Raw genomic sequence first — 25363 nt, forward strand, 5'->3', positions numbered from 1 at the left:
ACCCAGCCTGATCCGTAAGAAACGACCTAGCCGTGCCGTTGAAGGTCTGGACATGCCGTGACCTCACCAGGTCGCTGTACTTCTTGCACTGCATGATCAGCAACCTGCCTTGAACACCTGACCCCCGGGTGGACTCGGACCAACGACAGACGATCCAGGACGTGGACGCACTCGGCGAGTCGCGGCACTCTTGCCGTATGCGGGGCGGGGTCGCCCTGGCCCGTGCCGTGATCGATTCGGGAGGTGTGGTCATGGAGATTCCCGGGCCCGAGTGGCGGGCGGACGGCGGTGTGGGCGCGATCGCTGACGCGGGTGGGCTGCATCTGTACCAACTGCGGTTGCACGAAGCGTTCGGGCCCGTCGTCCGCTTTCAGCTTCCGGGAGCGGATGGGGCGGTGTCGATCGCCGATCCCGTACTGCTGGAGGCCACGGCCCATCTCGACGAGCGGCCGGAGCGGCTGTTCGCGTTCCTGGATCCGCTCTTCGAGACGGGCAATCCGCAGGTGATGCCGGCCGGTGAGCATGCTTCCTGGCGGCGTCTGCTGCTGTCGGTGCTGGCCGGCCGCCCTTCCCACGAACGGTATCTCCCGCAGTTCACCGCGCTCACGATGGCGCTCGCGGACCGCTGGGCCGAACAGGCCGGCGGCGCGGAGGGGGACGACGGCCGCCCGGTGGGGCTCCAGAAGGACCTCACCGCGCTGTCGCTGCGGATGATCTGCGCGTACGCCCTGGGCGGGGAGGTCAGTGAACCGGAGCGTGTCGTCTCCGCGTTCGAGGATGTCCTCACCGCCCATCTGCACGGGCTCTACCGGACGCCCGGAGCCGGTGCACCCGGGGAAGCGGCCGGGCGGAATGGGGAGGGGGAACGGGCCGAAGCGGGTCTCCTCCTTCTGCGCCGGACGGTCGACCGGGTCATCGCGGCCCATCACGGCGGCCGCAGGGGCCGCAGCGATGTCGTCGGGGCGCTCGTCGAGGCCGGCGAGGAGCCCGCGCGGATCCGGGACACGGTCATGGCGATGATGCTGGCGGCCCACCACACGACCGGTGTCGCGGTCTCGTGGGCGCTGTATCTGCTGTCCCTGCACCCCCGGGTCACCGAACGGGTCACCGGAGAACTGGACCGTGTCCTCGGCGCCCGGGCGGCGCCCGCGTACGAGGATCTGGGGCGGCTGACGTATCTGGAGATGGTGCTCAAGGAGGCGATGCGGCTCTGTCCGCCCGGACCCTACGGGGCGCGGCGCACGGATACGGCGCTCGTGGTCGGGGCGTACGGGATCCCGGCCGGCGCGACCGTCTTCTACCCCTTCTGGGCTGTCCATATGAATCCGGCGTACTGGCCCGGGCCGCGGGAGTTCCGTCCCGAACGGTTCACCCCGCGGGAGAGCGCCGCGCGGCCCCGCCTCGCCCACATCCCCTTCGGGATCGGACCGCGTTCCTGCGAGGGGGCCCGCCTGGCCATGGTCGAGGCCATGCTGATCCTCGCCGTTCTGCTCAAGCGGTTCCGGTTCCGTCCCGTTCCCGGGCACGAGGTCGTCCCGGTCGAGCGGTTCGTGCTCTGGGCCGCCGACGACATCCGGATGACCGTGAGCCTGCGCAACGACACCTGAGCCTGTCTGCCTCTGCCGACCGGCCGGGAACACCGGCGCAGCAGCGAGGACGCAGCGCCCGCCGGGTCCGCGCCAGCCCGGCCATCCAGGTGTCCACGGCCGCCGCACGGTCCGAGCCGTCCCAGGCGGAGATGCGTTCCAGCACTTCTTCGACGGCCGAGCCGGTCGGCGAGTTCTTGCCGTGAGCGGAGAGGGCGGCCCTGGCGGCTGCGGGTTCACTCCGCTTTTCGGGGCCAGCAGAGCATCATCTGGTCGGCGACGGTACGGAGCGCGTCGCGCTCCGTACCGGAAGCGGCCTGGACGGCGAGTCCTTGGACGACGGTGACCAGGAGCCGTGCAAGGGAGGAGGGGTCGGAGCCGGGAGGCAGGCCGTCGGCGCCGGGGAAGGACCGGAGCCGGTCGGCCAGGATCTGGACTCCGTCCTCCCGGAGGCCGGTCAGATACTCCTGTACCGAGGCCGCGCGGGGGTTCACGGCGAGCGCGCTCTGCACGATCAGGCAGCCGTGCGGGGTGTCGTCGCCGGTGACGGCCTCCACGGCGGAGTGCAGGAAGGTGCGGGCCAGTGCCTCGGCCGTCCGCTGGTCGAGGGCTACCCGCAGGTAGTCGCCCGGGCCGGCCATGTAGCGTTCGACGGCCTTGCGGAAGAGGGTCTCCTTGTCCCCGAACGCCGCGTAGACGCTGGGGGCGCTCATCCCCATGGCCGTCGTGAGGTCGGACATCGCCGTGCCCTCGTAGCCCTGGGTCCAGAAGGTCAGCATGGCGGCGTTCAGCGCCGCCTCGGGATCGTAGCTGCGAGGTCGACCACCCGGCATGGGCCTTCTCTCCTTCCCTCGCCCGCGGGGCGACTCGGCCACCCGCTCGAAGGGGGTTCACTCGCAGCCTACTGGGGCCGGGTTGACATGTCGCCACGGGTGCGAAATAGTTTACTAACGATCGTTAGGAAACTGCTGCTCGGCAACGAGGAGAGTCATGAGCCTGATCGATCCCTATGTGACGGACCCCCGGTACACCAAGCGGAGCGCGATCTACGTGCCCGCCGGGGAAGGTGAGACCTCCTGGGTGTTCGCCGACACCTACACCCTCAAGGTCGGCGCGCGGGAGACCAACGGGTCGCTGACGTTCCTGGAGGCCACGGTTCCGCCCGAGGGCGGACCCGGGCCGCATGTCCACAACGATCACGACGAGGCGTTCTACGTGATCTCCGGGGAGTTGGAGTTCCTCAACGGCGACGCGACCGTGACCGCCGGTGCCGGGGGATTCTTCTTCGTCCCGCGCGGCACGCGGCACCGCTTCCGCAACCGTGGTCACCACGCGGTCAAGATGATCTTCTTCTTCACCCCGGGCGGTATCGAGGAACTCCTCCTCGCCAGTGCCAGGCCGGCCGAGCCGGGGATGGCACCGCCGATCCGGGAGGCCAGCATCGCGGAGCCTCCGACGGAGCTGATGGAACGCTACGCCACGGAGCTTCTCCCCGACACCGGCTGATGCTGTGACCGGAAAGGTCCGCGGTGGGCCCGCGGTGTCCGGTGCAAGCCCCGTGACCGCAGGGCACAGAGGAACGGCCTGGCCGCCCCGGACCTCCGGTGCTCCCCGGGCGGATGTTGCTCCCTCATGCGTTCGAGCGCCCAACCGCAAACCCGCAGGAGAGCCCGTATGCCTACCCCACCTGAACCACCCACCCCACCCGAACCCCCCGACTCCTTCGAGCACGGCTTCGCCCACGTCAACGGAGTCCGTCTGCACTACGTGAGCAGCGGTTCGGGCGATCCGCTCGTGCTCCTCCCGGGCTGGCCCCGCACCTGGTGGCAGTACCGCACGATGCTCCCCCTGCTCGCGCGGCACTTCCGGGTGATCGTCTGCGAGTACCGGGGAATGGGCGAGTCCGAGAAACCCGCGTCGGGATACGACAAGGCCACCATGGCACGCGACATGCACGAACTCGTCCGGCACCTGGGCTACAGGCGAGTCAACCTCGCGGGCGAGGACGTCGGATCCTGGATCGCCTACTTCTTCGCCGCCCACTACCCCCAGAGCACCGCCCGGTTGGCGATATGGGAGCCGGGAGCACCCACGAGCGCACTGGGGGACCTCCCCGCTCTGCCCGCACCGGACGGGCTGAACGCCTGGCACCTGGGCTTCAACCAGCTCGACGGGCTCCCCGAGCGGCTGCTCGCGGGCCGCTACCGGACCGTCGTCGACTGGTCAGCCGATCAACTCGCCGTCTCTCCCAAGTCCATCGACGAACACAGCCGGGAGATCTACGCCCGCGCCTACGACTCCGCCGACGCGATCCGCGCCGTGGCCGGCTGGTACCGGACGCTGCGCGAGGACCTGCGCGTCGCGGCCGGATTCCCCCGGCTGACCATGCCGGTCCTGGTCCCCGGCGGACGTTACCTCGCACTCTCCCGCGCTTCGAACGAACACCTCGCGACCGACATCCGCTTCGTCGAGATCCCCGACGCCGGCCACTATCTCTCGGAAGAGCAGCCACAGCTGCTGAGCCGCGAACTGATCAGCTTCTTCGAGGGCCGGGCGGCCGCGTCGCCCAGCAGCCCACCGAGCCACCCGACCACCGCCACCGCGTAGCGCCTGTGCCGCATGAGTCCGCGCGAAGACGTGCGCGGTCCGCATCCGGCGGGTGACCGCTCGTCCTCCCGCCTCGGCTCGGCTCGGCCCGCGCGCCGAGCCGCCCGGACGGGGACACCCACCGCGTCAGCGCCTCCCCTACGGAATCCCGCCCGCCGTTCCAGGTCCCGAGAGGGGACGACCATGCCCGGAGGAACGCGCCGTCCACTGCCCGAACTCTTCTGCCCCATTGAGCCCAGAATCAGCCCCTTGCGGGCCGAGCTGGACACCGACGTCGCCCGGTGGATGGAAGTCTCACGCCTGTACGAGCATCCGGCCCAGCTGAAACGCTACGTCCGGTCCTCGTTCGGTTCCTTCGCCGCCCGTGTGTGCCCGGACGCGGAACGGGAGGAGTTGCTGCTGTTCTCCCGCTGGCTCGCCTTCGGCTTCTTCTACGACGACACCCTCTTCGACGAGGGCCACCACCACGAACACCCGTACCCGGCCGCCGACGCGGTGATGGCGATCGTGTCGGTCCTCTCGGCCGAGGGGGAACCGTCGGACCTTCCCCGCCCGTACGACCCCGATGGCTCGCACCGGCTCGACACAGCCGCCGACCTGGTCCTGCGGACCCGGAGCATCGCCACCCCGGAGCAGTTCGACCGCTTCCGCACCCAGATGATCCTGTGGTTCTACAGCTATCTGTACGAACCGCTCACCCGGCAGCGGGGCAACGGGCCCACCCTCCCCGGCTACCGGGTCAACCGCCTGCACAACATCGCCTCGCTCCCCTACGTCACCGGCGCACCGTCTCATGTTGCGGGCTCGCCTCTGGATGACGTGAGCAGGGTCTCGAATGCCCTGTATGAGGTTGTCGACGGACTTGCCAGGCGGGTGCTGGACGCGGTTTCTTCCGGGCAGTCGAACGCTGAGGCGCGTGACGCATGGGCTGCGCTCTTGCTGATCGCCCAGAACTGGCGGGGCTCACCTGATCTGCCGGCAGACCTGAAGACCGTGGTTGATGAGGCCCTTCCACTCTGACAAGCGGAGTAACGGGTGGATCGTCACCAGCCGAGCCCTCGTCAGGTCACGGCTCCTGGTGTCCAACTGCGCGGAGTCTGGCAGCGGCTTCAGCGGGTGTGTCGTAGTAGCCGGGTCGGGCCAGGAGGACCGAGCCGAAGTAGTAGCCCTGTTCTTTGTCGGGTTCGTTGTCCGCTTCGAAGGGGCGCCAGAAGCTGAGAAGAAGGTCTGGTGCGATGAAGGAGGCCGGGTCGTCCTCGGCCTCCTTCATCGTGACGAGCCCTCGCATCAGGGTGACTACCTCGGCAGCGGGCAGACCGAAGACGTCGATGGCGCGGAACCGGACGGTGTCCTGGCCGCCGGCGGGTCGGCCCAGCTCGATTGCTTCGAGCTCGCCGCGCGAGCAGTGAATGCTGACCATCAGGCCGCTTGGCCGAAAGACGAACCTGTCCAACTGGTCTGATTCGGAGATCGCTGAGGGGTCGCGGAACGAAGCGAGTGCCTGCTCTGCTGCCTTGCGGGGCATGCCGATGGCCAGGGCGCCGAGACCGGTGGGCGGCGTGAGTTCGAATTCCATGTGCGAATGATTCCAGAGCCGATGATCAGCGGGATCCAGGGCTCCGACGGCATCCGATTCTCGTTGCGGATCACGCGGCGAAGGCTTGTGCGGGCGGCTGCCAGGTCGTCATCAAACTCGGCGACCATGAACGCGCCCGCACTGCCGTCGGGCAGGGCGCGGGGCCACCTGTGTTCTCGCGCGGTCGGCTGTGCGCTGTCAGGGGGGCGGCGGCTGCCGGGCCGGTGGGCAGACCGGGCGGGAGGACGGGGACAGGGAGAAGGTTGCGCGTTCTTCGGGGGTGAAGTCCCGGCGGTGGGCTTGGCAGATGATTCTGATGGATTCTGCCGGGCCAGGAAATGTGATGGGGTGCACTCGTACGGTCTCGTCCTCGGCGCGGGAGGTGAGAGTGCGGCCGTCAGGGCTGAACGCCAGCTCCACTACATCGCTTTCGTGGCCGGGGAGGGTGAAGCGGGTGCGGCGGGTGGTCAGATCCCACAGGATGATTCCTGTCCGCAGGCTGCCCGTGGCGAGGGTGCGGCCGTCAGGGCTGAATGCTACGGACGTCGCATAGGCCGTGTTCCCGGACAGGGTTGCCAGGAGGCGGCCGGTGTCCGCGCTCCACAGTGCTACCCGGTCGTCAGAGGTGCCGGCCGCGAGAGTGCGGCTGTCGGGGCTGAACACGACACCGTGCGGCTCGCCCTGGTGCGTGGCGAGCCGGCCCAGACGGCGACCTGTCCGTGCGTCCCACACGTGGGTGGTGCTGCGAGCCGGTGTATCGAATCGTGCCATGAGCCTTGTTCCGTCGGGGCTGAACCGGAGGTCGCGCGGCGCATCGCCCCGGTAGCCGGTGAGGGTGGCGTTGATACGGCCGGTCGTGCTGTCGCGCAGGTGTACCGTCCTGCCGTCCGATGACAGGGCGATCTGCCGCCCGTCCGGGCTGATTGCCAGCCTCGCCTCGGCTCCGACGGTGAACTCTCTGCGGATGCGACCGGTACCGGTGTCCCACAGCCGCACGGTCGAGCCAGTGGCCCTTTCCCTGGAGGAGCTGCCCGTGGCCAGGTTCTGTCCGTTGCCGCTGAAAGCTGTGCCGTCCAGAGTGTGTCCCGATGGGAGGGTGAGACGGGCTTTTCTGCTGCCCGAATCGATGTCCAGGAGATCCACGGCGTCCTCGTCGCCGATGACTGCCGTGCGTCCGTCGGGAGAGATTCCCAGGAGCCCTGGCATTCTGCGGATACTCCCCGTGGGGGTGTCCCAGATCCTTATGCGGTTGTCGCGATCCACTGCGGCCATCAGACGCCCGTCGGCGCTGAAGGAAACCGGCGACATCTGTTCCGAGTGGGCGATGAAGGTGGTCATGGTCTGGCGCGCAGGGATGTCCCAGAGCTGGATGCTGCCATTGTCCAGGGGTACCGCCAGAATTCTTCCGTCGGGGCTGAAGGACACTTCGGAGTCGAAGTTGCCGCTGTAGGGGAGCGAGGCCAGCAGGCGGCCGGATCCGACCTCCCACAGGCGAATTCTCTTACCGGATATGCCTGCCAGAGTACGGCTGTCCGGGCTGAATCTCATCAGGCGCGTCGGGCCGGGCCGGCCGGAGAGGAGCGGGCCCGCGCGGCGGCGGGAGACATCCCACAGGATGGTGCTCTCCTCGGTTTCGACCGCGATCATGCTGCCGTCGGGACTCAGCCCGGCCCAGAACCCGAGCCTGTCCCGGAGGGCGAGGACGAGAACGGGTTTCCTTCTCACGTCCCACACATACTGACCGCGGAGAGAGGTGACCACGAGAAACCGGCCGTCGGCGCTGAGCCCGGTCTGGGGGAAAATGCCCGAGTCATCCTGCCGGCCCGGGGGGAGTGCATGCCCGTTGAAGACGGAACGGAGCCGGCCTGTGCCCGTGTCCCACACCCTGGTCGTGCCGTGCTGATCGGCGTCCACGGCGGTACGGCCGTCGGCACTGAACCGGGTGTTCGCCGTCATTCCGGTGGAAAGCACGCGGCTGCGACCGGTGCCGGTGTTCCAGGACCGCAGCCTGCCGCCGCCCGCAGCGAGGACATGCCGGCCGTCCGGGCCGAACACCACCGGGCCCATGGGCCCGTCGCCGGCCGCGACGACGCGTCGCAGAGGTGTCGCGGCCGCGTGGTAGAGGCGGGCCGTGGCCTCCGCCGTGGGCGACGCCCGGTACGCCTGGACCGCGAGCAGGGACGCGGCATCGGGGTTGCTCTCGCGCACGACCTCGGACTGGACGGCGAGTTGCCGGGACAGGGCTGCCTGCTGTGCCGTTCTCGCGGCCTGGCGTTCCTCCAGGGCGGTCTCCCGCTGCCGGAACGCCGTACCGGCGGCGATGAGCGCGAGGACGAGGACGCCAGCGAGGATGACGTTCAGGCGCCTGGTGCGCCGGACCGTGGCCTGCGCGTGCCGCCTGCTCGTGTCGACGAACACGGCCGTGTCCGCGGGCAGGCCCCGGGTGAGGCGCCATTCCAGCCCTGCCAGGAGATCGCTCCCATGGAGGAGATCGCCGCTCTGGTGGCTCTCCTCCCACCGGGCCCGCTGATCCTCCGCGCGGCGCAGCCAGGTGTGGAAGAGGTGGTCCTGCTCGGCCCAGTCGCGCAGTTCGGCCCAGTCACGGGTGAGGGTGTCGTGGACGAGTTCGGCCACGTACTGGGACGGGGGAGGGCCCGGAGTGCGGGCGTAGGTGGTGATGATGCGGTGGCGTGCCAGGGCGGAGACGACCGTGTCGACCGTGCTGTCCGCGCCGGGTCCCGAGGCAAGGGAGCGGAGGGTTTCGAGGGGGACCTGCTGGCGGGTGGCCGGTATCTGACGCAGTGGATCGGCGGGGCGGACGAGGGCGGTGAGCAGCCGCCGGGCGATGGGCCGCTGCTGCGGCGGCAACTGGTCGAGGGCGGAGTTGCACCACGCGGCCAGGCTCCCGGTGACCTGGCCGATCCGCTCGTACGCGGCGTGGGTCAGCCGGCTGTCCTGCCTGCGCTCCCAGAGCCGGCTGAGGACGAGTTCGAGTGCCGGGAGCAGGGTGACCGGTGCGTGCCCGCGGGTGAGGACATCGGCGATGATGCGTTCCGCCAGTCCGTCCTCGAAGCGGAGCCGGGCGAGTTCCGCGGGGCGGGTGATGATGGCGCGCAGGTCCTGTCGGCTGAGTGCGGCCGGGGTGTTGACGAGTCCGGGGGCGACAGCCTCCAGCAGCGTGGGCGCGAAGGCCGCGAGCTGCGGATAGTAGTCGTCACGCATGATGAGGATGACGCTCACCGGCGCACCGGAGGTGATCAGCTCCGCGAGCTGTTCGGCCGGCGGGGGCGACGCGGACGGGGCGGCCGGGTGGTGGAGGAACTCTTCGAACTGGTCGATGACCAGGATGAGCCGCTCCTGGCCCGCCGCGGCGGCCAGCCGGTTGTGGACGGCGGTGGCGATCGTGGTGGTGCCGGCTCCGGGGAGGCCGTGCCGGTCGAGTTCGGCGAGGAGATCCTCCCCGGGACGGGGCACCAGGACGGGCAGCCACCGGTCGCTTCCCGGCACCGCGCCACGGCTCAGCGCCGGCAGCACCCCCGCCTGGATGAGGGAGGACTTGCCCGCCCCCGAGGGCCCGAGCAGGAGAAGGGCTCCGGGCCGTTCCCACAGCCCGGCCAGGACCCGGTCCACCGCAGTCTCGCGGCCGTGGAACCACGCGGCGTCCGCGGCGGTGAAGGGTTCGAGCCCCCGGTAGGGACGCACCGGGCGCTCGGCGACCTCGGGACAGATCTGCCGCAGGACACCGGTGGGGGTCGCGTAGGCGATGCCCGTGCCACGGTGGTGGACGTCCGGCACTGTGATGGCGGTGACCATGCCGATCACCAGACCGGTCTCCTGGTCGATCACCGGCCCGCCGCTGAAGCCCTGGGTCAGGTCATTGGCGCCGGTGAGCTGTAACAGTTCTCCCACGCCGTCGCCCCCGACGGCGGCGGGAAGCACGTCGCCGGCGGTGCCGTATCCGAAATGGCCACCCGGCGGTGCCTGGGCCGGGAAGCCGAACGACCGCACCCGGTGGCCCCGGCACCCCGCGGCGGAGCCCATCGGCAGCGGCCCGGTCCCCGCCGGGGTCCGTTCCAGGCGGATGACCGCGACATCATCGCCGTCCGGGGCCCGCCACCGCCCGGCCAGCACCTCTCCCTCGGCAAACGGGGCACCGGACGCGCGGGGAAAAGTGAGCTGCACCCGGTCCCCGGGGCCCGAGCGGGCGGCCCTGACCACATGCGCGCAGGTGACCACCAGCACGTCGGTGATGAGGAAGCCCGCGCCCGCGACGCGGCCGTCCACGACGATCTGCGCGACCGCCGCCTCGGCCCGGAAACCCTCCGGCTCCGTGGCAACCGATTCCACAGGGGTCTCAGCCGGGTGCGGTGGTCGGCAGGGCCGTGCTGTATCCCGGATCGCGGTGCCAGGAGACCGTCACTTTGAGGTGACAGCCCGCCTGGCTCTTGGCTATCACCGCACCGGCCTGAGAGGCGAGATCGACACCGAACTCGACCTGCACCTCGTCCGGACCCGCCTGCCTCAGCCGCTCCAGCACGGCCCCGGCCATCTCGGTCACCGGCTCCAGCATGGTCTGCAGGCTGCCCGGCACGTCCCGGATCGCCTCGGCGATCCGCCCGGCCTTCACCGGTCCGTCCGCCCCCTCGACTGCTTCCACAAGGATCGAGCCCCCGCTGCCCAGCGGAACACGCACCAGATCGGCCATCGGCCCCCCAATGAACCCGGCACTCCCAGAACCCGCGATGCTGACAATCCACCCGGGCGCCCTGAAGGCATCCACGGTATCCGCGCACGCTTGCGGCGTCCCCCCTTTCGGCGATTCCACGCCTTGGCCGACGGCATCGTGGCCGCCGGACGCCCCCGCAACGGCGGGCCGGTGGCGGACACGTGGAACGCCTTCCCGACACAGGAGCCGTCCTCGTGGAGCGAGAACCATGTTCCGCTTGACCAGATGATGGGTACAGGTCGCGAGGACTGCCAGCTGTCGTTGCCGGACTCGGCCCACCTGGTGCAGGAGTGGGGGCTTCCTTCGTTTGAAGCGGCTGGCCCCGGGCGAACCTGCCCGGCCGACGGTCTCCCGGCGCGAGTTCCTCCGCACCCCGAGCCCCACGACGCTCAACCCCCTGTCCGCCCCCGGGGGTGCGGTGGCCGGTGTCGCCCCACGCGGCGCCGGCGCCCGGCAACTGCTCGCCGCCCAAGAGCCGGTATCCCGGGCCCGGTGCCGAGGCGTACCCATGCCGCATCGACGCCGACGTCTTCCGGGAGCCTGGGACTGTCCGGCCCTGGTATCGCAGGGGGGGCTGGCCGGGGACCACGGCCGATGTCAGTGCTGGGACGCTTGCGGGGAAATCCTGGTCTCGTGCCGGCCGCACAATGCCGGGAACGCTTCGATGGGCGGGCGCCCGGCACGTGGCCTGGCGACAATGCGGCGGGCCGACACGCCGGAGCGGAATCGGGATGCGGCGGGCCGTGACGGCGGGTCGCCGGGAGCGGCCGCCGGACCCGTAGGGAGGCCGCGCCGGCTGGCTTCACCCACGGGCCCGGAAAGTGCATGAGCACGGGATTCTTCATCAGCCCAGGCAGCCGGGCGTCGGGGAGGTCTCGCTGCGGGAGTGGGTCAGCACGATGCCATCCCTGATTCCCGGCGTGAGCGAGGTGCCCGAGGGCTCTCCTGGAACCGGGTGATACAGGTGATACGGCTGAGGAGCATCTGCCGAGCGCGAGCTGACTGCGCAGCGGCGGGGAGGTGGTGGCGCCCCGAGCTATCGCGCGGGGATTGCGGCGAGCGACCGGGGCGGTGAAGGGCGGCCAGGCAGCAACCTTCTGGAGAGCTGGGCACCGAGGTCCACCGGGGCGTGCGACGGCCAGTTCCCATGCCCGGCTTCCCCTGACGGGCGGATGCACCAACGAACGGCCCTGCTTCGAGGCGACCGTGGCGACGATCCCCGGTCCTGCGGATCGGGCCAGACCCTCCAGGGGCCGGCCCACCCCTCCTCGCATCAGCCGGCCGGGGAGCTTGAGCTGGCAGCGGCGGCCGTCGAGTGGGCTGGAGAGGCGGGCTGCGGGCGACGCCGCCCAGCAGGGGTGCGGTCGGTCCGACGGCACGGGTTCAGGCAGGAGGGCGGCCGCGGTGGTCACCGTCATGGTCGTCCACCGCACCCGGCGCCGAGTCGGGACGGCGCACGGTGCGGGCGGGGTCGCCCCCATCCCGTGCACCCGGGGCCGCGAGATCTCCGTCGGCGCACTTCCGCAGCACAGAACTGCCCGGCAGACTGACCTCACGCATAAGTGACTGGATGATCACATGGAGTCAGGTGTCGTCCGGCCCGGCCGGCGGATGGCCGGCCGAGCCTGCCGATGGCCGGGGATCATCGTGTCTGCGGTTGTGATGAGCGGGTCGGGTGCTGCATCCGCGCCGGCGTGGCCGGGGCTCTTTCTGCCCGCAGCCGGGGCCGTCGGCTGTGGATGCGGCACATGTTGGCGTTCGTGTGTACCGGATACCTATGGCTGGAGCGCTCTTTGGCGCTCCCGGAGGTCCACGGATGGGTCTGAACAAGAGGCCGTGCGACACCAGGACGCGGGCGGGGATCGGCAAGCCGGTATCAGACGACTGCGTTCACCGGCTCGGTCCGGACGGGGTCTCGGCCACCTTTGAGCCGGAGCCGGAGCCGGAGCCGGTCCGGTTCGGACGCGAGCGGGGGCGGGGGCACCGTTGGCGGTGGCGCGCCGGCGGTGCCGCCCGTGAACTCCCGTGCGGCTCAGACCATGGAGCTGGCAAAACCTCGCCACTGCGCATCGGCGAGCTGTTGGCGCGGACAGTGCGTACAGGTCCTCCGGGACGGGGTGAGCAGCGGTGAGTACGTCCCACGATCGGGTGCAGGACGCGCAGTCGGCTCGGGCCGAGCGGCGGCGCAGACGCCGGGAACGGGCGGCCGGGGCCCGTGTCTGGGGGCCGAAGGACATCGTCAGCGGGGCGGGCCAGCCGCTGGACCCGGGCGTGCGGCGGGAGCTGGAGGAGCGGCTCGGTCACGATCTGAGCCGGGTCCGGCTGCACACCGACCGGGAGGCCGGTGTCCTCACGCGGATGCTGGGCGCGGATGCGGTCGCGGTCGGCCAGGACATCTTCTTCGGCGAAGGCGCCTACCGGCCGGGTACGGCCGACGGCCGGCGGCTGCTGGCGCACGAGTTGCTGCACACGGTGCAGAATCCGCACGGTCTCGGTGTGCTGCGGGTCGGCCGCGATCCGGGTGCGGTGAGTCTGCCGCAGCAGTCGATCGAGCGGGAGGCGGAGTCGGCGGCCCGGGCGGCCATCCAGGCGGAACAGGCCGGTACGCAGGAGCCCGCCCCGGAAGTCGGGCAGGGGCGGGCCACGCCCGGCTGGTTGCGCTACGCGACCGTGGACGCGGACCGCAGCCGCGCGGAGGCGATCGACCCGGCCACCCTCGTCGACCGGCTGGCCAACTCGCTCGTCCGCTCCCTGCGCGGCGATCCGGAGGATCTCTCCCAGCGCACCCGCAAACAACTCGCACGGCTGCCCGTCGAGTTGCTCGACACCGTCCTTGGGCGGCTGGAGGTCAGGCTGCTGGCCTCGGAGCACGACCGGGTGCTCGACTTCGTGGACGAGATCGAGACGTACGAAGAGCACGCCGAGGACGGCCTGGAGCGCTACTCGCACGAGGCCCCGCAGATCGAGCCGGACACCGCCGAGGAGATCCGGACCGAGCGCGAGAACGCACAGCGGAACGCGGAGGAGCGCACGGCACAGGAACAGCGGCCACGGCTCGCGCCCGGACCGGAGAAGGAACAAAGCGGCCAGGAGGGCGCGGCCGGGAGCACGCCCCGCCAGGGTGGTACGCCGGAGCACCGCGGCACTGTGCAGGGCGCAGGTGCGCCGCGCGAGGCCGACCAGAAGCCACCGGCGTGGCGGCCGCGTTCCGGGAAGGGCACCGCGCCGAGTGCACCCGCGCCCGCGCCGCAGAGGCAGCAGCCGTCGTCGTCCCCGCCCTCCGGCCGGGCGTCTGACGGAGGGCGGGAGTCCACGCCCCGGTGGACGGCAAGGAGCCGAGCGGCGGCCAGGGCGGTGAGGAGAGGACCGAGCGGAAGGACGCGGCCGCTGCGAGCAAGGAGGAGTCGGCGGCCAGGAACCGCCCGGGCGCGGCCGAGGCGGCGGTCGCCGGGCGCCAGCTGAAACAGCAGGACAAACGAGGGCAGGACAAGCCCAGAGGCTCACCGGCCACCCCGGGCACGGATACGCAGCTCCCCAGTGCGTTGAGCACCCTCGACGGCACACGCGACCAGGATCTCGACGGCCCGCAGGAGACCGACCAGGCCCCCCTCGGCTCCGCCGGCGAGTCGGAGGTCGAGGCCGGCGGCGAGGAGCCGAGCGCCTGGGACGTCAAACTCCAGCCGGACGACTTCGTCCCGCAACGGGACCTCGACGTGTCCGCCGTGCCGACCGCGGACAAACTGGACCCCTCCACGCCCACCACCCCGCCGGACCCGTCCTTCGCGACCCCGCCGCCGACCCGGGCCGAGCAGGTACAGGCAGAGCGCGAAAAGGAGGACGCCGAGGACGACACCACGACGGAGCCCGAGGAGGAGGCGGCGGCCCAGCCGGAGCCGGAACCGTCGGTGGAGACCGAGGGCGGACCGGACAGCGCTACGGCCCTCGGTGGCCAGGCCGCCGAGCAGGCCGCCGCGCTCGCGCGTCTGGGCTCGACGTCCCGGGACCCCAAGAGCGGCGACGACCCCAAGAGGGGTCCGGTCACCGCGCAGACCACGGTGCAGGAGGCGGCGGGCAAGTCCGAGGGCGGCAGCGGGATCGAGGCGACGACCGCCAAGGAGGAGAAGGGCACCGCCGCCGGCGGCAAGGGGAGCGGCGAGCGGGAGCCGGAGTCGCAGAAGACGACAGGCGGCCCATCGCCGCGAGGTGACACCGAGGCCAAGGAGCCAGGTGGCGGAGGCGGATCCGACGCTCCGGGGGCGTTGTCCTCCGGCGCTTCGAGCAGGTCCGAAGCGCCCGGCGTGTCGAGCACACAGTCCGCAGGTGAGCAGCCTGTGCAGGAGTCCCGCACCGAGCCGGACGCCCGCCCGCAGACGCACGTGTCCAAGCCCGCGCCCGCTGCCCCGAAGCCGCAACCGGCGTCGGTCAAGGCAACCTCCGGGGAGAAAACGGAGCAGGAGTCCGCACCCGCGCCGAGGGCGGCGCGGGCCGGAGCCCTGCGCGGTGGTGGTGGCGGTGGGGCGGCTCCCGCGCGAGGCAGGCGTGGGAAGGGTTCCGGAGCTGTTCCGAACCTCGCCGGGGTCTCGCCGGAGGCTGGTCTGGCGACGGCGTCGAAACTCAAGCCGCACACGGCGCTTCAGGCGATGGGCGGGGTCGGCGGTGCGGTGGACCGCTCCGTCGGTGACGAGCACAAGGTACTCGCGGCCGCGCCACCGTCGATGGAGCGTCCCGTCGGCGCTCCGCAGACGCTGGCCGGCAAGCCGACGACGGACGCCCCGGCCGCGTACTCCCAGGACAAACCCATGGAGTCCCAGGTGCCGGAGCCGGAGAACGCCGAGGTGACCGGCGGGAAGAAGCCCGAGGGACAGATCGAGGCGGAGAAGGCCGAGGAGCCGGGCGGCTGGGACACCTTCAAAATGGCCCTGGGCTTCATCGGCGGCAAGATCGTGAACGGGGTCGCCGGCTTCTTCGGCGCCGACAAACCCGTGGTGGACCCGCAGGAACTGGCCGCCAAGTTCGCCGGCCTGCCGACCAAGGACGAGGCGCTCAAACAGGCACAGGCGGGCAACGCGCCGGGGGTCGGGATGCAGGGCGGTGCCGGGCAGGCGTCCGCCGAACAGGGCGGGCACGTCGACGCCAAGGGCCAGGAAACCCTCGCAGCGGCCCGTGACGACGCCGGCCGCGGAATGGGCGAGGACCAGATCTACCCCGACGCCCCCAAGGAGGAGATGACCGCCCAGGTCCCCGGGGCGCAGGGCGGCGCGGGCGGGCCGGTCGCAGCGGGAGGCGCCACGGGTGCCGTCCCGCCGGAGGCTGCCTCCGAGGTGGCGGAGCACGAGCAGGGCCCGCAGTTCCAGGCGGCGTTCAGCGACGGCACCCGGAGCATGTCCGAGGGCCGGCAGGCCAAGGACCGGGACTTCCGCGACTCGCAGGCCCAGCACCAGCAGAAGGTCGATGCCGAGATCGCGTCGAACACCGAGGCGCAGGCCCGCGAGCGCGCGAAGGCGACGGCTGACGTCACCGCCCAGCGCCAGGACTGGCGCACGGAGCAGGACCAGGAGCTCAAGGGCCTCGGCGACAAGAAGACGCAGCGGCAGAAGAAGGTCCTCAAGGACGTCGAGGACGAGGAGAAGAAGACCGACGACAACGTCGGCAAGGAGAAGAAGGGCAGCGACAAGAAGATCCAGGAGGAGAGCGACAAGGCGGAGCGCGACGCGGCACAGCAGCGCGACGGCGCCGTCAAGGAATCGGGCAATTGGATCAGCAAGGCCTTCGAGTGGATCAAGCAGAAGGTCATCGAGATCAAGAACGCGATCGTCCGGGTCATCCGGACGGCGCGGAACGCCGTGATCGGCTTCATCAAGAACTTCAAGGAGACGGTCGAGCGCTGGATCAACGATGTCCGCAAAAAAATCGTCGAAGCGATCAAGAAATTCATCAAGGACCTGATCGAGCTCGCCGTGGCGCTGGTGCGGGCGGTGATCGAGCTGGCGGCAAGGATCCGCACGTTCATCACCTCCCTCATCACGGCGGCCATCGCTCTGGTGAACCGCCTGGCACAGGCTCTGAAGCAGGCGATCTCGGACCTGCTGAACGCGATCGGCAAGCTCCTGAGCGGCATCCTGGACCTCTTGAAGAAAGCCCTCCTGGCAGCGGTCCGGGCGATCGTCGCGGCGGTGAAGGCGGTCCTGGACTTCGCGTCGAAACTCCTGAGCGCACTGGGCGCCTGGATGATGATCGCAGTGGACTTCCTCTCGGACCCCGCCGGCTGGCTCAGCGGCGCCAGGAACTCCGCGGTGGACGGCGCGAAGAACCACCTCTTCCGCGAGGTCTCCTCGGCGGTGAAGACCTGGTTCCAGGAGAAGATCCAGGAGATCATCGGCGTCCCCAAAGCGATCATCGACAAACTGATCAAGGGTGGCATCACCCTGGACAAGATCGTCAAAGAGGCCTGGGAGGCAGTGGTCCCCCAACTCCCCCTGATCATAGGCGAGCTGGTCGTGACGAAGGTGGTCGCCAAACTCATCCCGGGCGCCGGCTGGGTCATGGCCGTCATCGACGCCATCCGCACGGCGTGGGGCGCCCTGAGCGCCATCCTCCGCTCCCTGGGCGCAGTCCTCGACTGGCTCAAGGCAGTCCGCACGGGCGGCGCCGGCATCCTCTTCGCCAAGGCGGTCGCGGCGGGCGCGGTGGCACTGCTGGAAGTCCTGTACCAGGCACTGCTGTCCGGGATCGGCAAGTACGTCGCCAAAGTGGGCCGCTGCCTCAAGGGCGTCGCCGCCAGGCTCGACAAGAGCAAGGAAGACAAGCAGGGCAGCGGCAAAAGCACGGCGGCCGAGGACTCGGACAACAAGAACAGAGACAGCAAGCCCTCAGCCAGTGTGAAGAAGCCGGGCCCGGCCGCGAAGACACAGACTGCTACGGCGCCGAAACACGGCCAGGGCAGGGACGGGGCGACCGGGAAGCCAAAGTCGCAGGGCGACGGCAGGACACTCATGCCCACCACAAACAAGGACACCAAGCCGACGCCGAAGCCGAAACCCGAATCGGCCCCCAGGCCCAAGCCGCAGAGGGACGGTGACTCCACCACTCCTACGGCCCGGGACAAGGACTCCGCCACGCCGAAGAACGACGGCAAGGACCCGACCCAACCCAAGGGCCCGGGAAAGCCCACGAACAAGGACGACGGCAAGGACCCGAACAGGGCGAAGGCCGGGGACAAAGACCCTCCGGACATGCGCAAGCCCGATGCGGATCACGACAGGGGCAAGGACAGGACAGACTCCAAGGGACCGATGAAGCCGAAGCGCGACAGGCACGAGGACCGGCGGTCGAAAGACAGGGGTCTGGAGAAGGAGAAGAGGGACCAGCGCAAGAAGGAAGAGGAATCAAAGGATTCGAAGGACGCTCGGCTGCAGAAGATTCTCGTCCGCCTCCGTCCCAAACTGCAGGGACTCCTGAACCGCGGAACATCGGAACGCACGTTCAAGGCGCTCCTTGTTCCACTGCGGGCCTGGTACCGGCTCACGAGACTCGAAAAGGAAGGGTCGAGAAGGTTCGACATCACGGCAGTCCTCAACCCGCAGGAAAAGGTTGTCGACGGCATGGATGTGAATATCGCCGATCGCCTCCTGCTGATTCTCCAGAGGCTGGGTGAGGAGTACCGGATCCGGGCTCTGAGGCGCCAGCGAGAAGGCGGGGTCCAAGAAGGTAGCGCGACCGACTCGCCCCGTCTCGCCGGGCGCCTGGCCCCCAATGACCTTGCCAGGCGCTCTGAGTCCGACCCGCACCAGGTGACGTCGGGCACATCCCCGTATCAGCAGTCCGGCATGATTCAGAGCATTCCGGCGCTGACCGAAGGGCCGACGTCAAGCTTCGTCGATCAGGTCGTCGGCGGCGAGGTCATCGCCAGCGTGCGTCGAACGCAGGGCGGTCGGCAGTACAAAAACCCCACTGCGGACAATCAGCTGGTTCACTGGACCAGCACCGACAGCAATGGGAGGCGCACCTCCGCGTACATGTCCCATGATGATTTCACCGACATGCTCAGTAACGACATGACGGTCGATCAGCGGCGGGAACTGGCTCAGGGAGCATTGGACAACGTGGCCGGACGTGCGGCGGCCGTCGGGGACCAGCAGAACGCGCTCGAGCTCAAACACTGGTTCTTCGACATCGAGGGCTGGCGGGACCCCGCCACACACATCCTCACCACCATGGGCCTGGACATGGCTTCACGAGGCCAGGGGAGAGTCAACACCCCCGACGGCGTCGTCGACTATGGTGACCTGGCCCAGTTCGCGCGCGACTTCCCGATGCGCGCGAAGGCTAAGCCCGGAGCTGTCGATCCGTCCAAGAGGGTCGGCGGGGCGGTCGCGATACGCAAGAGTCTGGTGCGATATTTCACACGGGTCAAAAATTACTTCAAGAACCCGAATACGAAATCCGGGCGACCGAGGGCGCGACCATATCTCAACACTGACAACAATGCGGCCTATGAGCAGGCTCTCATGCGTCGCCGACCAGCTTCGGATTGCGCGCGCGTGGATTGCAAACATGGAAGGTGTGCCGAACTGGGCGAAGCACCTTGAAGCCCTCTCGGCTGAGAGTCCGGAGGTAGTCGAGAAACGTCTCAGGGAACTTGAGCAGATCATGCGGGCCAGGCTGGATACGCTGTGGAATAATAACGTGGATGGTCGTGCGGACGAATAGATCGGGAGATAGTTTTGGGAACGAATCCGGCGCGCGAGACCGGTTCCTTGCGACTTGTTCTGCGCCCACCGGCGGGGGAGTTGGAGGTCACTGAATTCGCCTTGGAAAATGATTGGCTCAGGCTTCAGGAAGGCTGGGTGGATCCTCAGGGGAAGCTGGAATACAGAATCACCTGGGAGTGTGATCCGGAAATTCGTTTCCACTACACAGAAGACGCCTTGGCCGGCTGCCGTTACGTGCAGTTTTCGGCGCCGTCCGAACCGGCCTTTGCCGCTCAGCTCGAAACGGCTCGGAGCGGGCTGCCCTGGTGGGTGTTGAGTGAATTGACTGAAGCCGTGGACGTGGCGGAGGAAGACGAACAGCGGGGCCGTGCCCTCGTCAGAATGGCCGTCGGCTCTCCGGCCGATAATGATGACGTGTTCGAGAGGATCTCGGACGGTCTACAGAGCGAGTCGAAGGTCGTTCGTGAATTCTCGATTCTTGCATCTTTCTACAGTATGTATCCCTCTCTTCGCCCGCTCCTCCGGTCGGTCGCCGAAGGAGACCCGTCGCCAGATGTTCGGCATCACGCTCGGACCTTCCTCAGCGCTCTCGACAACTTGGGGGTCAGTGACCCGCAATGACCCGCTGCGTCGACATCCCCCAAACTTATCCGCTCCGGAATGGTCCTCGTCGACCCCGGCACCGGCACCACCGTCGGATCATGGTGAGGCCACCTTGCGCACCCAGGCGTGCGTACGACGAACTCACGACGCCGACACGCCCGGCGCGGCGATCGGCGGCCGCGACGTCGGCACCGCCGCAGCAGCGGCCGGCGATGCCCGCCGGATCGCCACGGACAAACGGCGTGCCGAAATAGCGGCCGCCGCCCAGAAAGCAGCCCAAGAGGCAGAGGAGAACAAGAAGAAGGGCCGCAACCCCGCCAACACTCCCAGCAACGACCGGGTCAACCCCGAAGGCGGCACCCCCGGAAGCAACGCCGGCAAGGAAGAATGGTGGAACGACGCGAGCTGGTGGTCCGACACCTTCGGCACCGCCAGCACCGCAACCGGCGTCATGTCCGCCGGATTCCTCGTCCCCAGCATCATCCCCCCCCCGCAGCCCCCTTCACCCTGCCCATCCCGAGAGTCCTCGGCGGTGTGTCCCTCGGCACGGCGGGGATCAGCGCCGTGTTCACCGGCTTCGAACACGGCTTCACCAGCAGCGAATTCGTCAACGCCGCCGGGGCGCAGCCCTCTCCCTGATGACACGGGGCATCACCAACGTCGGCAAGGTCGTTGTCCCGGTCGCGGGCAAAGCGATCAACAAGGTCACCGAACTCGCCGAAGACGCCGTCTCCCCGACCATCGGGGTCTTCTCGTATCACCCGAACACCTCGCCGCCACCGGTGGCCCCACCACCCACCCGCAGCCCGCCGCTCGGCCTGAGCCAGGCGCGCCCACCCCCCCACGGGCCCTGCCCAGCCGAAGAGCTGGGCAGGGCCCGTGGGCGTGGACCAGGCAAGGCCGGACCGGCCACCAGGGCGGCGGGAACGGCGACAGTGCCCTGCGACGCCACGGGGCACCGCCACGAGCGGCGCGCCTGCCGACGACACCGGCACAACTGTGCGGGCCCGGCACCCGATACGGATCCGTATGCAGACCGGCATCCGCCGGTGAGCCGGGTGGGGTCCGCCCGACCACTGTGTCCCGGACCCCTGCACCGAGCCCGTCCCGGAGCGGACGACGCTGTCGCGCTACTTCAGCCCGAACCACCCATCCCTGGCTCTGAGCGCGCCGGCGGCGTCGGCATCCTGCGTGTCCGTGGCGGAACCTGCATCGGGTTCCGGCCGTGGAGGGAGCAGCGGACGTTCTTGGTGAAGAGGGTGTGGTCGATGGTGTCGGCAGCGGGCTGGTGCACGGGGCCATTCGTGGGCGGAGCGAAGATCAGTGAGGTGCGGACGGCCAGGGGGTCTTGAGATGTACGTCCCGGACCGCGGTTTCCGCGGTCCGCCACGGGGCCTCATCCGAATCCGGCGGTGCCGGCGGAGACGAGTAGGAGACCGGGCCGGGATGAGTGATGCAGCGGAGTCAGGAGTCCCTTCAAGAAGGCCACCGTCCGGGAAGATCACCGTGCCAGTGAAGCGGAACAGCAACGTAGGAGGTCTTCCGTACTGCTGAACCGTGCGGACAGGCGGGGCCGGTGGCGGATCGGGGGACCGCAGCAACCGGACCCCGGGGTACGGTTCGGCTCCGGAACCCCGGTCGGGTGTTGTGGCGGCCGCCAGGTCTGAACATGGAGGCAGATGCGGTCGGGTAACCGGGTCACGGCAACGGACGCGGCTACCCGACCACAGCAGAGTCAGCACGTTCGGCGGTAGGGCAGGTCGGGAAGATGAATCCGCCACTCCGCGCGGGACAGTCCCGAGCCCGCCCGCTCGCACACGGCGGCGGCCATCCGGTGGGGGTCAAGGTCGTACGTTTCCAGCCCCGAGTACGGTCCCGACGCGTACAGGGTGCCGCCGTCGGGGCTGAAAGCGAGGGAGAGGACCGGGTCGCCGGGAGTAGGGAGGGGGAATCCCAGGCGTTGGCTGGACTCCACATCCCACAGGTGGACGCTCCCCGTAGCGTCGCCCACGGCAAGGGTCGCTCCGTCCGGGGAGAAGGCCAGGGCGGACGCTCCGTTCGGCGCCAGCAGAGTCGCGACGGAGGGTTCGGCGACACGGGTGCCGGTGTCTTCACCGATTGCCGGACTGAGGTGAGTACCGATGTCAGCGCGCATCAGCGTTGCCAGGCTGCTTTCCAGCCTTCCGTCCCACACGGTGACTCTGCCCGCTGCGTCACCCACGGCGAGGCGGTCGCTGTTGGGACTGAAGGCCAGGGTCTGCACGCCGTAGAGAGACCGGTGGGCCACCCGCCTGGTGTGAAGATCGACAAAGGCGCCGGTGGAGCCCACGAGTCCGGCGCCATCACGCCGTACAGCCAGGTTTCCTCCGATTCCCGAGAGTTTCCCAACCTTGCGGCCGTGGCTTCCCGCGCGGATGTCCCAGATCTCCACGAAGTCCTCGTCGCTCTCCTCCACCGACATGTACAGCCGATAGCCGTCAGGACTCAGTGCAAAGCCGCGGAGACGGGGGTCCCCGTCATAGAGGGGCCGTTGCAGGCTCGCGTGTTCGCGCCGGGCAGCCACGTCCCAGACGGTCAGCCGGTCGGTCCCGGGCGTTGAGTAGGCGAAGTAGCGGCCGTCGGCACTGAATGCGGAATCTCCTTGGCAGTGCGTGATGATGTCGTCCGTGGGATCCTTCTCATTCAGCGCGCACGGCTGCCCAGCTGGTCTACCGATGACCCGGCCGCTGTGCGTGTCCAACAGCCTGATCCCCGCGTCACCGCCGGTGTAGGTCACCTCGGCGAGGGTATGGCCGTCTTCGGTCAGCTGTGTGCGGACATGGCCCTCCCGCCTCCACCGATCCGACACCACCGGGCCCAAGCGCAGCGATCTCACGATCGCCTCGCCCTCGTTGATGTACCGCAGGGATCCCGCGGTGGTGTCCAGGGCGAACCGGTCCGCGTCGACCAGGGGATACCGGAAGGGCAGGATCTCTGGAAACTCCCATCGCCACAGGTGCAGTTCGCCGGAGGTGGCGGCGATCAGGTAGGCACCGTCCTCACTGAATCGCAGCATCTTGGGCCGTGGGCCCGGGACTCCGGGCAGTTCCCGGGCCGAGCCGAGGTCCCAGCGGCGGATTCCCGCATCGGTGGCGACAGCCATCGTGCGGCCGTCCGGCGAGAGGTCGAATTCCCTCCAGGAACAGGAGTGATTTTTCCCCAGCCGTCCCGCCCACGGCATGGCGAGCCGCTTCTTCGTGAGGACGTCCCACACCTCCAGCAGCCGGTCGGGCGTGCAGACCGCCAGACGCCGGCCATCCGCGCTGAACGTCATGGCTTCGATGGTGTCCGGGCGCTGGTGAACCACTTTGAGCAGTCGTCGACGACCGCTCACATCCCAAACCTCGACGGTGCCGCCGTCCTTTTCGACGGCCAGCGAGAGCCCGTCCCGGCTGAGGACATGCGGCGTCGATTCCCCCAGCGGGAGCCGCCCGCTCACCCTGCCGGCTCGTATGTCCCACACCACCGTGCCGCCCTCCGCCGAAAAAACCAGGCTGCGGCCGTTGGGAGCGAGGACAATCGCCCCGGCGGCCAGCTCCCCAAGCCCGCGATAGGTACGGGTTCGGCGTGGGTCGCGCAGATCCCAGGTCTTGATCCGGTCCGCTCTGACGGACACTGCTGTCCGGCCGTCCCCTGTCAGCTGAATCGAGTCGTTGCCGTGAGGCAGGTCCCGTTCCGGAATGCTGAGAACCCCCTCCTCCCGTTGGCTCACGGCGCCGAGCAGCGCGGAGCGGGTCTCGCTGATGTCGGCGACCCGCCAGGCGGCGACGCTGAGGCGCATGGCACGCTTCGGGTCGGTGGAGCGCAGGGCGTCGGCGACGGAGGCGATGCGGCGGGCTTCGGCCTCGGTGTGCCGGCGGTTGCTGATGGTGTTCTGCTGCCAGGCGACGACGCCCGCGATCAGAGCGAGGACGGTCACCAGGGTGAAGGTGGTGCGCAGTGTGCGTCGTCGTCGGCGTGCAGTGGTGTGTGCGGTGCGGCTGGCGGTGAGGAAGGCGTGCTCCGGCGGGGTGAGTGCGGTGGTCCCCTCGGTTCCGGTGAAGTGGTCCTCGGCGGCGGCGAGGCGGGCGCCGCGGTAGAGGCCGCCGGGGTCGTGTCCCAGGTCGGTCCAGGTGTGGGTGGCTTCGGTGAGGTGGCGGTGGGCGCGGAGGCGTTCGCGGGCTTCTTCGATCCAGGTGTTGAGGCGGGGCCAGGCGGTGATGAGGGCTTCGTGGGCGAGGTCGACGGTGGTGTCGTCGAGGGTGAGGAGCCGGGCGCGGGCGAGGCGTTCCACGACGATCAGGGTCTCGGCCGGGTCGCCGAAGTCGAGTTCGGTACGGGTGACGGGGCGGCGGGTGTCGGGGGTGCCGTCACCAGGGGTGATCATGCGGAGCAGGATCTGCCGGGCCAATGCCTGCCGTTCCACCGTGAACTCTGTGTAGATGTCCTCGGCAGTGCGGGCAATAGCGCCATGGACACCCCCTGCGGCCTCAAACGCGGCCATGGTCAGAGTCCGGCCGCGGCGCCGCCGCCATGTCTCCCGCAAGGCATGGGACAACAGAGGCAGCCCGCCGGACTCACCGCCGACATCGGCGACCAGCCGTGCGGTCACCTCACGCTCCACGATCAGGCCGACAGCCTGTGCCGGCCCCACGATCGTCTCACGCAGCTCGCCCGGAGTCATGGGCCCGACCAGCAGTGACGCGTCGGTCAAGGCGTCCGCGAGGCCCCGGTGCCCGGCGCAGCGGCCGTAGAAATCGGCGCGGACCGCGATGATCACACGCAGCCGGCTCTCCGGGTCCCGTGCGGCGAGGAGCCGCTCGATGAACCCGTTCCGCTCGGCGGGGTCGGTACAGAGGGTGAAGACCTCCTCGAACTGGTCGACCACCAGCAGGGTGTCGCCCTGGGCGGTCCCGTCGGTTCCGGTCTGTTTCGGGACCAGCACGGCGGTGTGGGTGCGCAGGGGGTGTTCGCCGGGGGTGAGGATCCGGATCGCGGCCAGGCCCTGTCCGTCTTTACGCAGGGCGGGGACGAGGCCTGCCCGCAGCAGGGAGGATTTGCCGCTGCCGGACGGTCCGAAGACCGCGGCGAAGCGGTGTCCGGCCACCAGCTCACTCGCGGTGCCGACCAGTCTGTCCCGCCCGAAGAACCGGTCGTGATCGCTGGGTTCGAAGCGCGCCAGACCCTGATACGGAGACTCGGCATCGTCGCCCGGGCTGTTGCGAGCGGCGCACTCCTCCTCTGCTTCGTGCCAGCGCCGCTCCCACTCCCCCGCATCGCCCCCGCACGCCTGGACGTAGGCGAGCGTCACCGCAAGGGAGGGCAGCTGCTCCCCGGCGGCGGCCCGGGAGAGCGTGGTCACCGCGTACGGAACCCCGCGCGCCATGGCCCGGTACGTGAGGCCACCCGCCTGCTCACGAAGTTTCCGCAGTTCGTACGCGAACCGCTGCACCGGTCCCTCGTTCGGATCGATGGGTAACTCCCGACGCCCCATGTCCCGCCCCCCAGGTGTCCGCCCGGCGGATGCTACGAGTCC

The 25363-nt window shown here is 69.6% G+C and carries 12 protein-coding genes; 6 read left to right on the forward strand and 6 right to left on the reverse strand.

Annotated elements, in window-relative coordinates:
- Positions 1–251 precede the first annotated feature (251 nt).
- Entirely contained in the window at positions 252–1607 is a 1356-nt protein-coding gene (locus SYYSPA8_RS12705; protein WP_323447206.1) for a cytochrome P450, read from the forward strand.
- Positions 1608–1822: 215 nt separating this feature from the next.
- Here the strand turns inward: SYYSPA8_RS12705 and SYYSPA8_RS12710 are convergent, their stop codons facing one another.
- Positions 1823–2419, reverse strand: a complete 597-nt coding sequence (locus SYYSPA8_RS12710; protein WP_323447207.1) for a TetR/AcrR family transcriptional regulator — start codon at positions 2417–2419, stop codon at positions 1823–1825.
- Positions 2420–2576: 157 nt separating this feature from the next.
- On the opposite strand from SYYSPA8_RS12710, the gene SYYSPA8_RS12715 reads away from it, so the two are divergent.
- The 3 genes from SYYSPA8_RS12715 (at position 2577) to SYYSPA8_RS12725 (ending at position 5213) form a co-directional block, all read left to right on the forward strand.
- Positions 2577–3092: a cupin domain-containing protein gene (locus SYYSPA8_RS12715; protein ID WP_323447208.1), complete on the forward strand. Its 516-nt coding sequence runs from the start codon at positions 2577–2579 to the stop codon at positions 3090–3092.
- A gap of 168 nt (positions 3093–3260) precedes the next feature.
- The gene (locus tag SYYSPA8_RS12720; protein ID WP_323447209.1) at positions 3261–4193 is read left to right on the forward strand and encodes an alpha/beta fold hydrolase; all 933 of its coding nucleotides are present in this window, start codon (positions 3261–3263) and stop codon (positions 4191–4193) included.
- Positions 4194–4376: 183 nt separating this feature from the next.
- Positions 4377–5213, forward strand: coding sequence for a terpene synthase family protein (locus SYYSPA8_RS12725; RefSeq protein ID WP_323447210.1), 837 nt, complete (start codon positions 4377–4379; stop codon positions 5211–5213).
- A gap of 46 nt (positions 5214–5259) precedes the next feature.
- On the opposite strand, the gene SYYSPA8_RS12730 is transcribed toward SYYSPA8_RS12725, so the two are convergent.
- From SYYSPA8_RS12730 to SYYSPA8_RS12740, 3 genes are all read right to left on the reverse strand, one after another.
- The gene (locus tag SYYSPA8_RS12730; RefSeq protein WP_323447211.1) at positions 5260–5769 is read right to left on the reverse strand and encodes a hypothetical protein; all 510 of its coding nucleotides are present in this window, start codon (positions 5767–5769) and stop codon (positions 5260–5262) included.
- A 198-nt stretch (positions 5770–5967) separates the two neighbouring features.
- A complete protein-coding gene (locus tag SYYSPA8_RS12735; RefSeq protein WP_323447212.1) occupies positions 5968–10116 on the reverse strand; it encodes an nSTAND1 domain-containing NTPase in 4149 nt (1382 codons plus the stop codon).
- Positions 10117–10123: 7 nt separating this feature from the next.
- Positions 10124–10474, reverse strand: a complete 351-nt coding sequence (locus SYYSPA8_RS12740; RefSeq protein ID WP_323447213.1) for a CU044_2847 family protein — start codon at positions 10472–10474, stop codon at positions 10124–10126.
- A gap of 3341 nt (positions 10475–13815) precedes the next feature.
- Between SYYSPA8_RS12740 and SYYSPA8_RS12745 the strand changes: the two genes are divergently transcribed.
- Entirely contained in the window at positions 13816–19083 is a 5268-nt protein-coding gene (locus tag SYYSPA8_RS12745) for a hypothetical protein (protein WP_323447214.1), read from the forward strand.
- Positions 19084–19218: 135 nt separating this feature from the next.
- Positions 19219–19827 (forward strand): hypothetical protein, encoded by a 609-nt coding sequence (locus tag SYYSPA8_RS12750; protein ID WP_323447215.1) that lies wholly within the window; start codon positions 19219–19221, stop codon positions 19825–19827.
- A 123-nt stretch (positions 19828–19950) separates the two neighbouring features.
- Here SYYSPA8_RS12750 and SYYSPA8_RS12755 read toward each other — a convergent pair whose 3' ends face one another.
- Positions 19951–20262 carry a hypothetical protein gene (locus SYYSPA8_RS12755; protein WP_323447216.1) on the reverse strand — a complete coding sequence of 104 codons (312 nt, stop codon included), beginning with the start codon at positions 20260–20262 and terminating at the stop codon, positions 19951–19953.
- Positions 20263–21544: 1282 nt separating this feature from the next.
- Positions 21545–25279, reverse strand: coding sequence for an nSTAND1 domain-containing NTPase (locus SYYSPA8_RS12760; RefSeq protein WP_323447217.1), 3735 nt, complete (start codon positions 25277–25279; stop codon positions 21545–21547).
- Positions 25280–25363 lie beyond the last annotated feature (84 nt).

The sequence above is a fragment of the Streptomyces yaizuensis genome (genome assembly GCF_034961445.1).
Taxonomy (GTDB): Bacteria; Actinomycetota; Actinomycetes; order Streptomycetales; family Streptomycetaceae; genus Streptomyces; species Streptomyces yaizuensis.

What these genes read in the sequence shown, in the direction of transcription:
- SYYSPA8_RS12705 (WP_323447206.1), top strand. Translation starts at nt 252, where the DNA reads ATGGAGATTCCCGGGCCCGAGTGGCGGGCGGACGGCGGTGTGGGCGCG.
- SYYSPA8_RS12710 (WP_323447207.1), bottom strand. Translation starts at nt 2,419, where the DNA reads ATGCCGGGTGGTCGACCTCGCAGCTACGATCCCGAGGCGGCGCTGAAC.
- SYYSPA8_RS12715 (WP_323447208.1), top strand. Translation starts at nt 2,577, where the DNA reads ATGAGCCTGATCGATCCCTATGTGACGGACCCCCGGTACACCAAGCGG.
- SYYSPA8_RS12720 (WP_323447209.1), top strand. Translation starts at nt 3,261, where the DNA reads ATGCCTACCCCACCTGAACCACCCACCCCACCCGAACCCCCCGACTCC.
- SYYSPA8_RS12725 (WP_323447210.1), top strand. Translation starts at nt 4,377, where the DNA reads ATGCCCGGAGGAACGCGCCGTCCACTGCCCGAACTCTTCTGCCCCATT.
- SYYSPA8_RS12730 (WP_323447211.1), bottom strand. Translation starts at nt 5,769, where the DNA reads ATGGAATTCGAACTCACGCCGCCCACCGGTCTCGGCGCCCTGGCCATC.
- SYYSPA8_RS12740 (WP_323447213.1), bottom strand. Translation starts at nt 10,474, where the DNA reads ATGGCCGATCTGGTGCGTGTTCCGCTGGGCAGCGGGGGCTCGATCCTT.
- SYYSPA8_RS12755 (WP_323447216.1), bottom strand. Translation starts at nt 20,262, where the DNA reads ATGACGCCGGTTGCGGTGCTGGCGGTGCCGAAGGTGTCGGACCACCAG.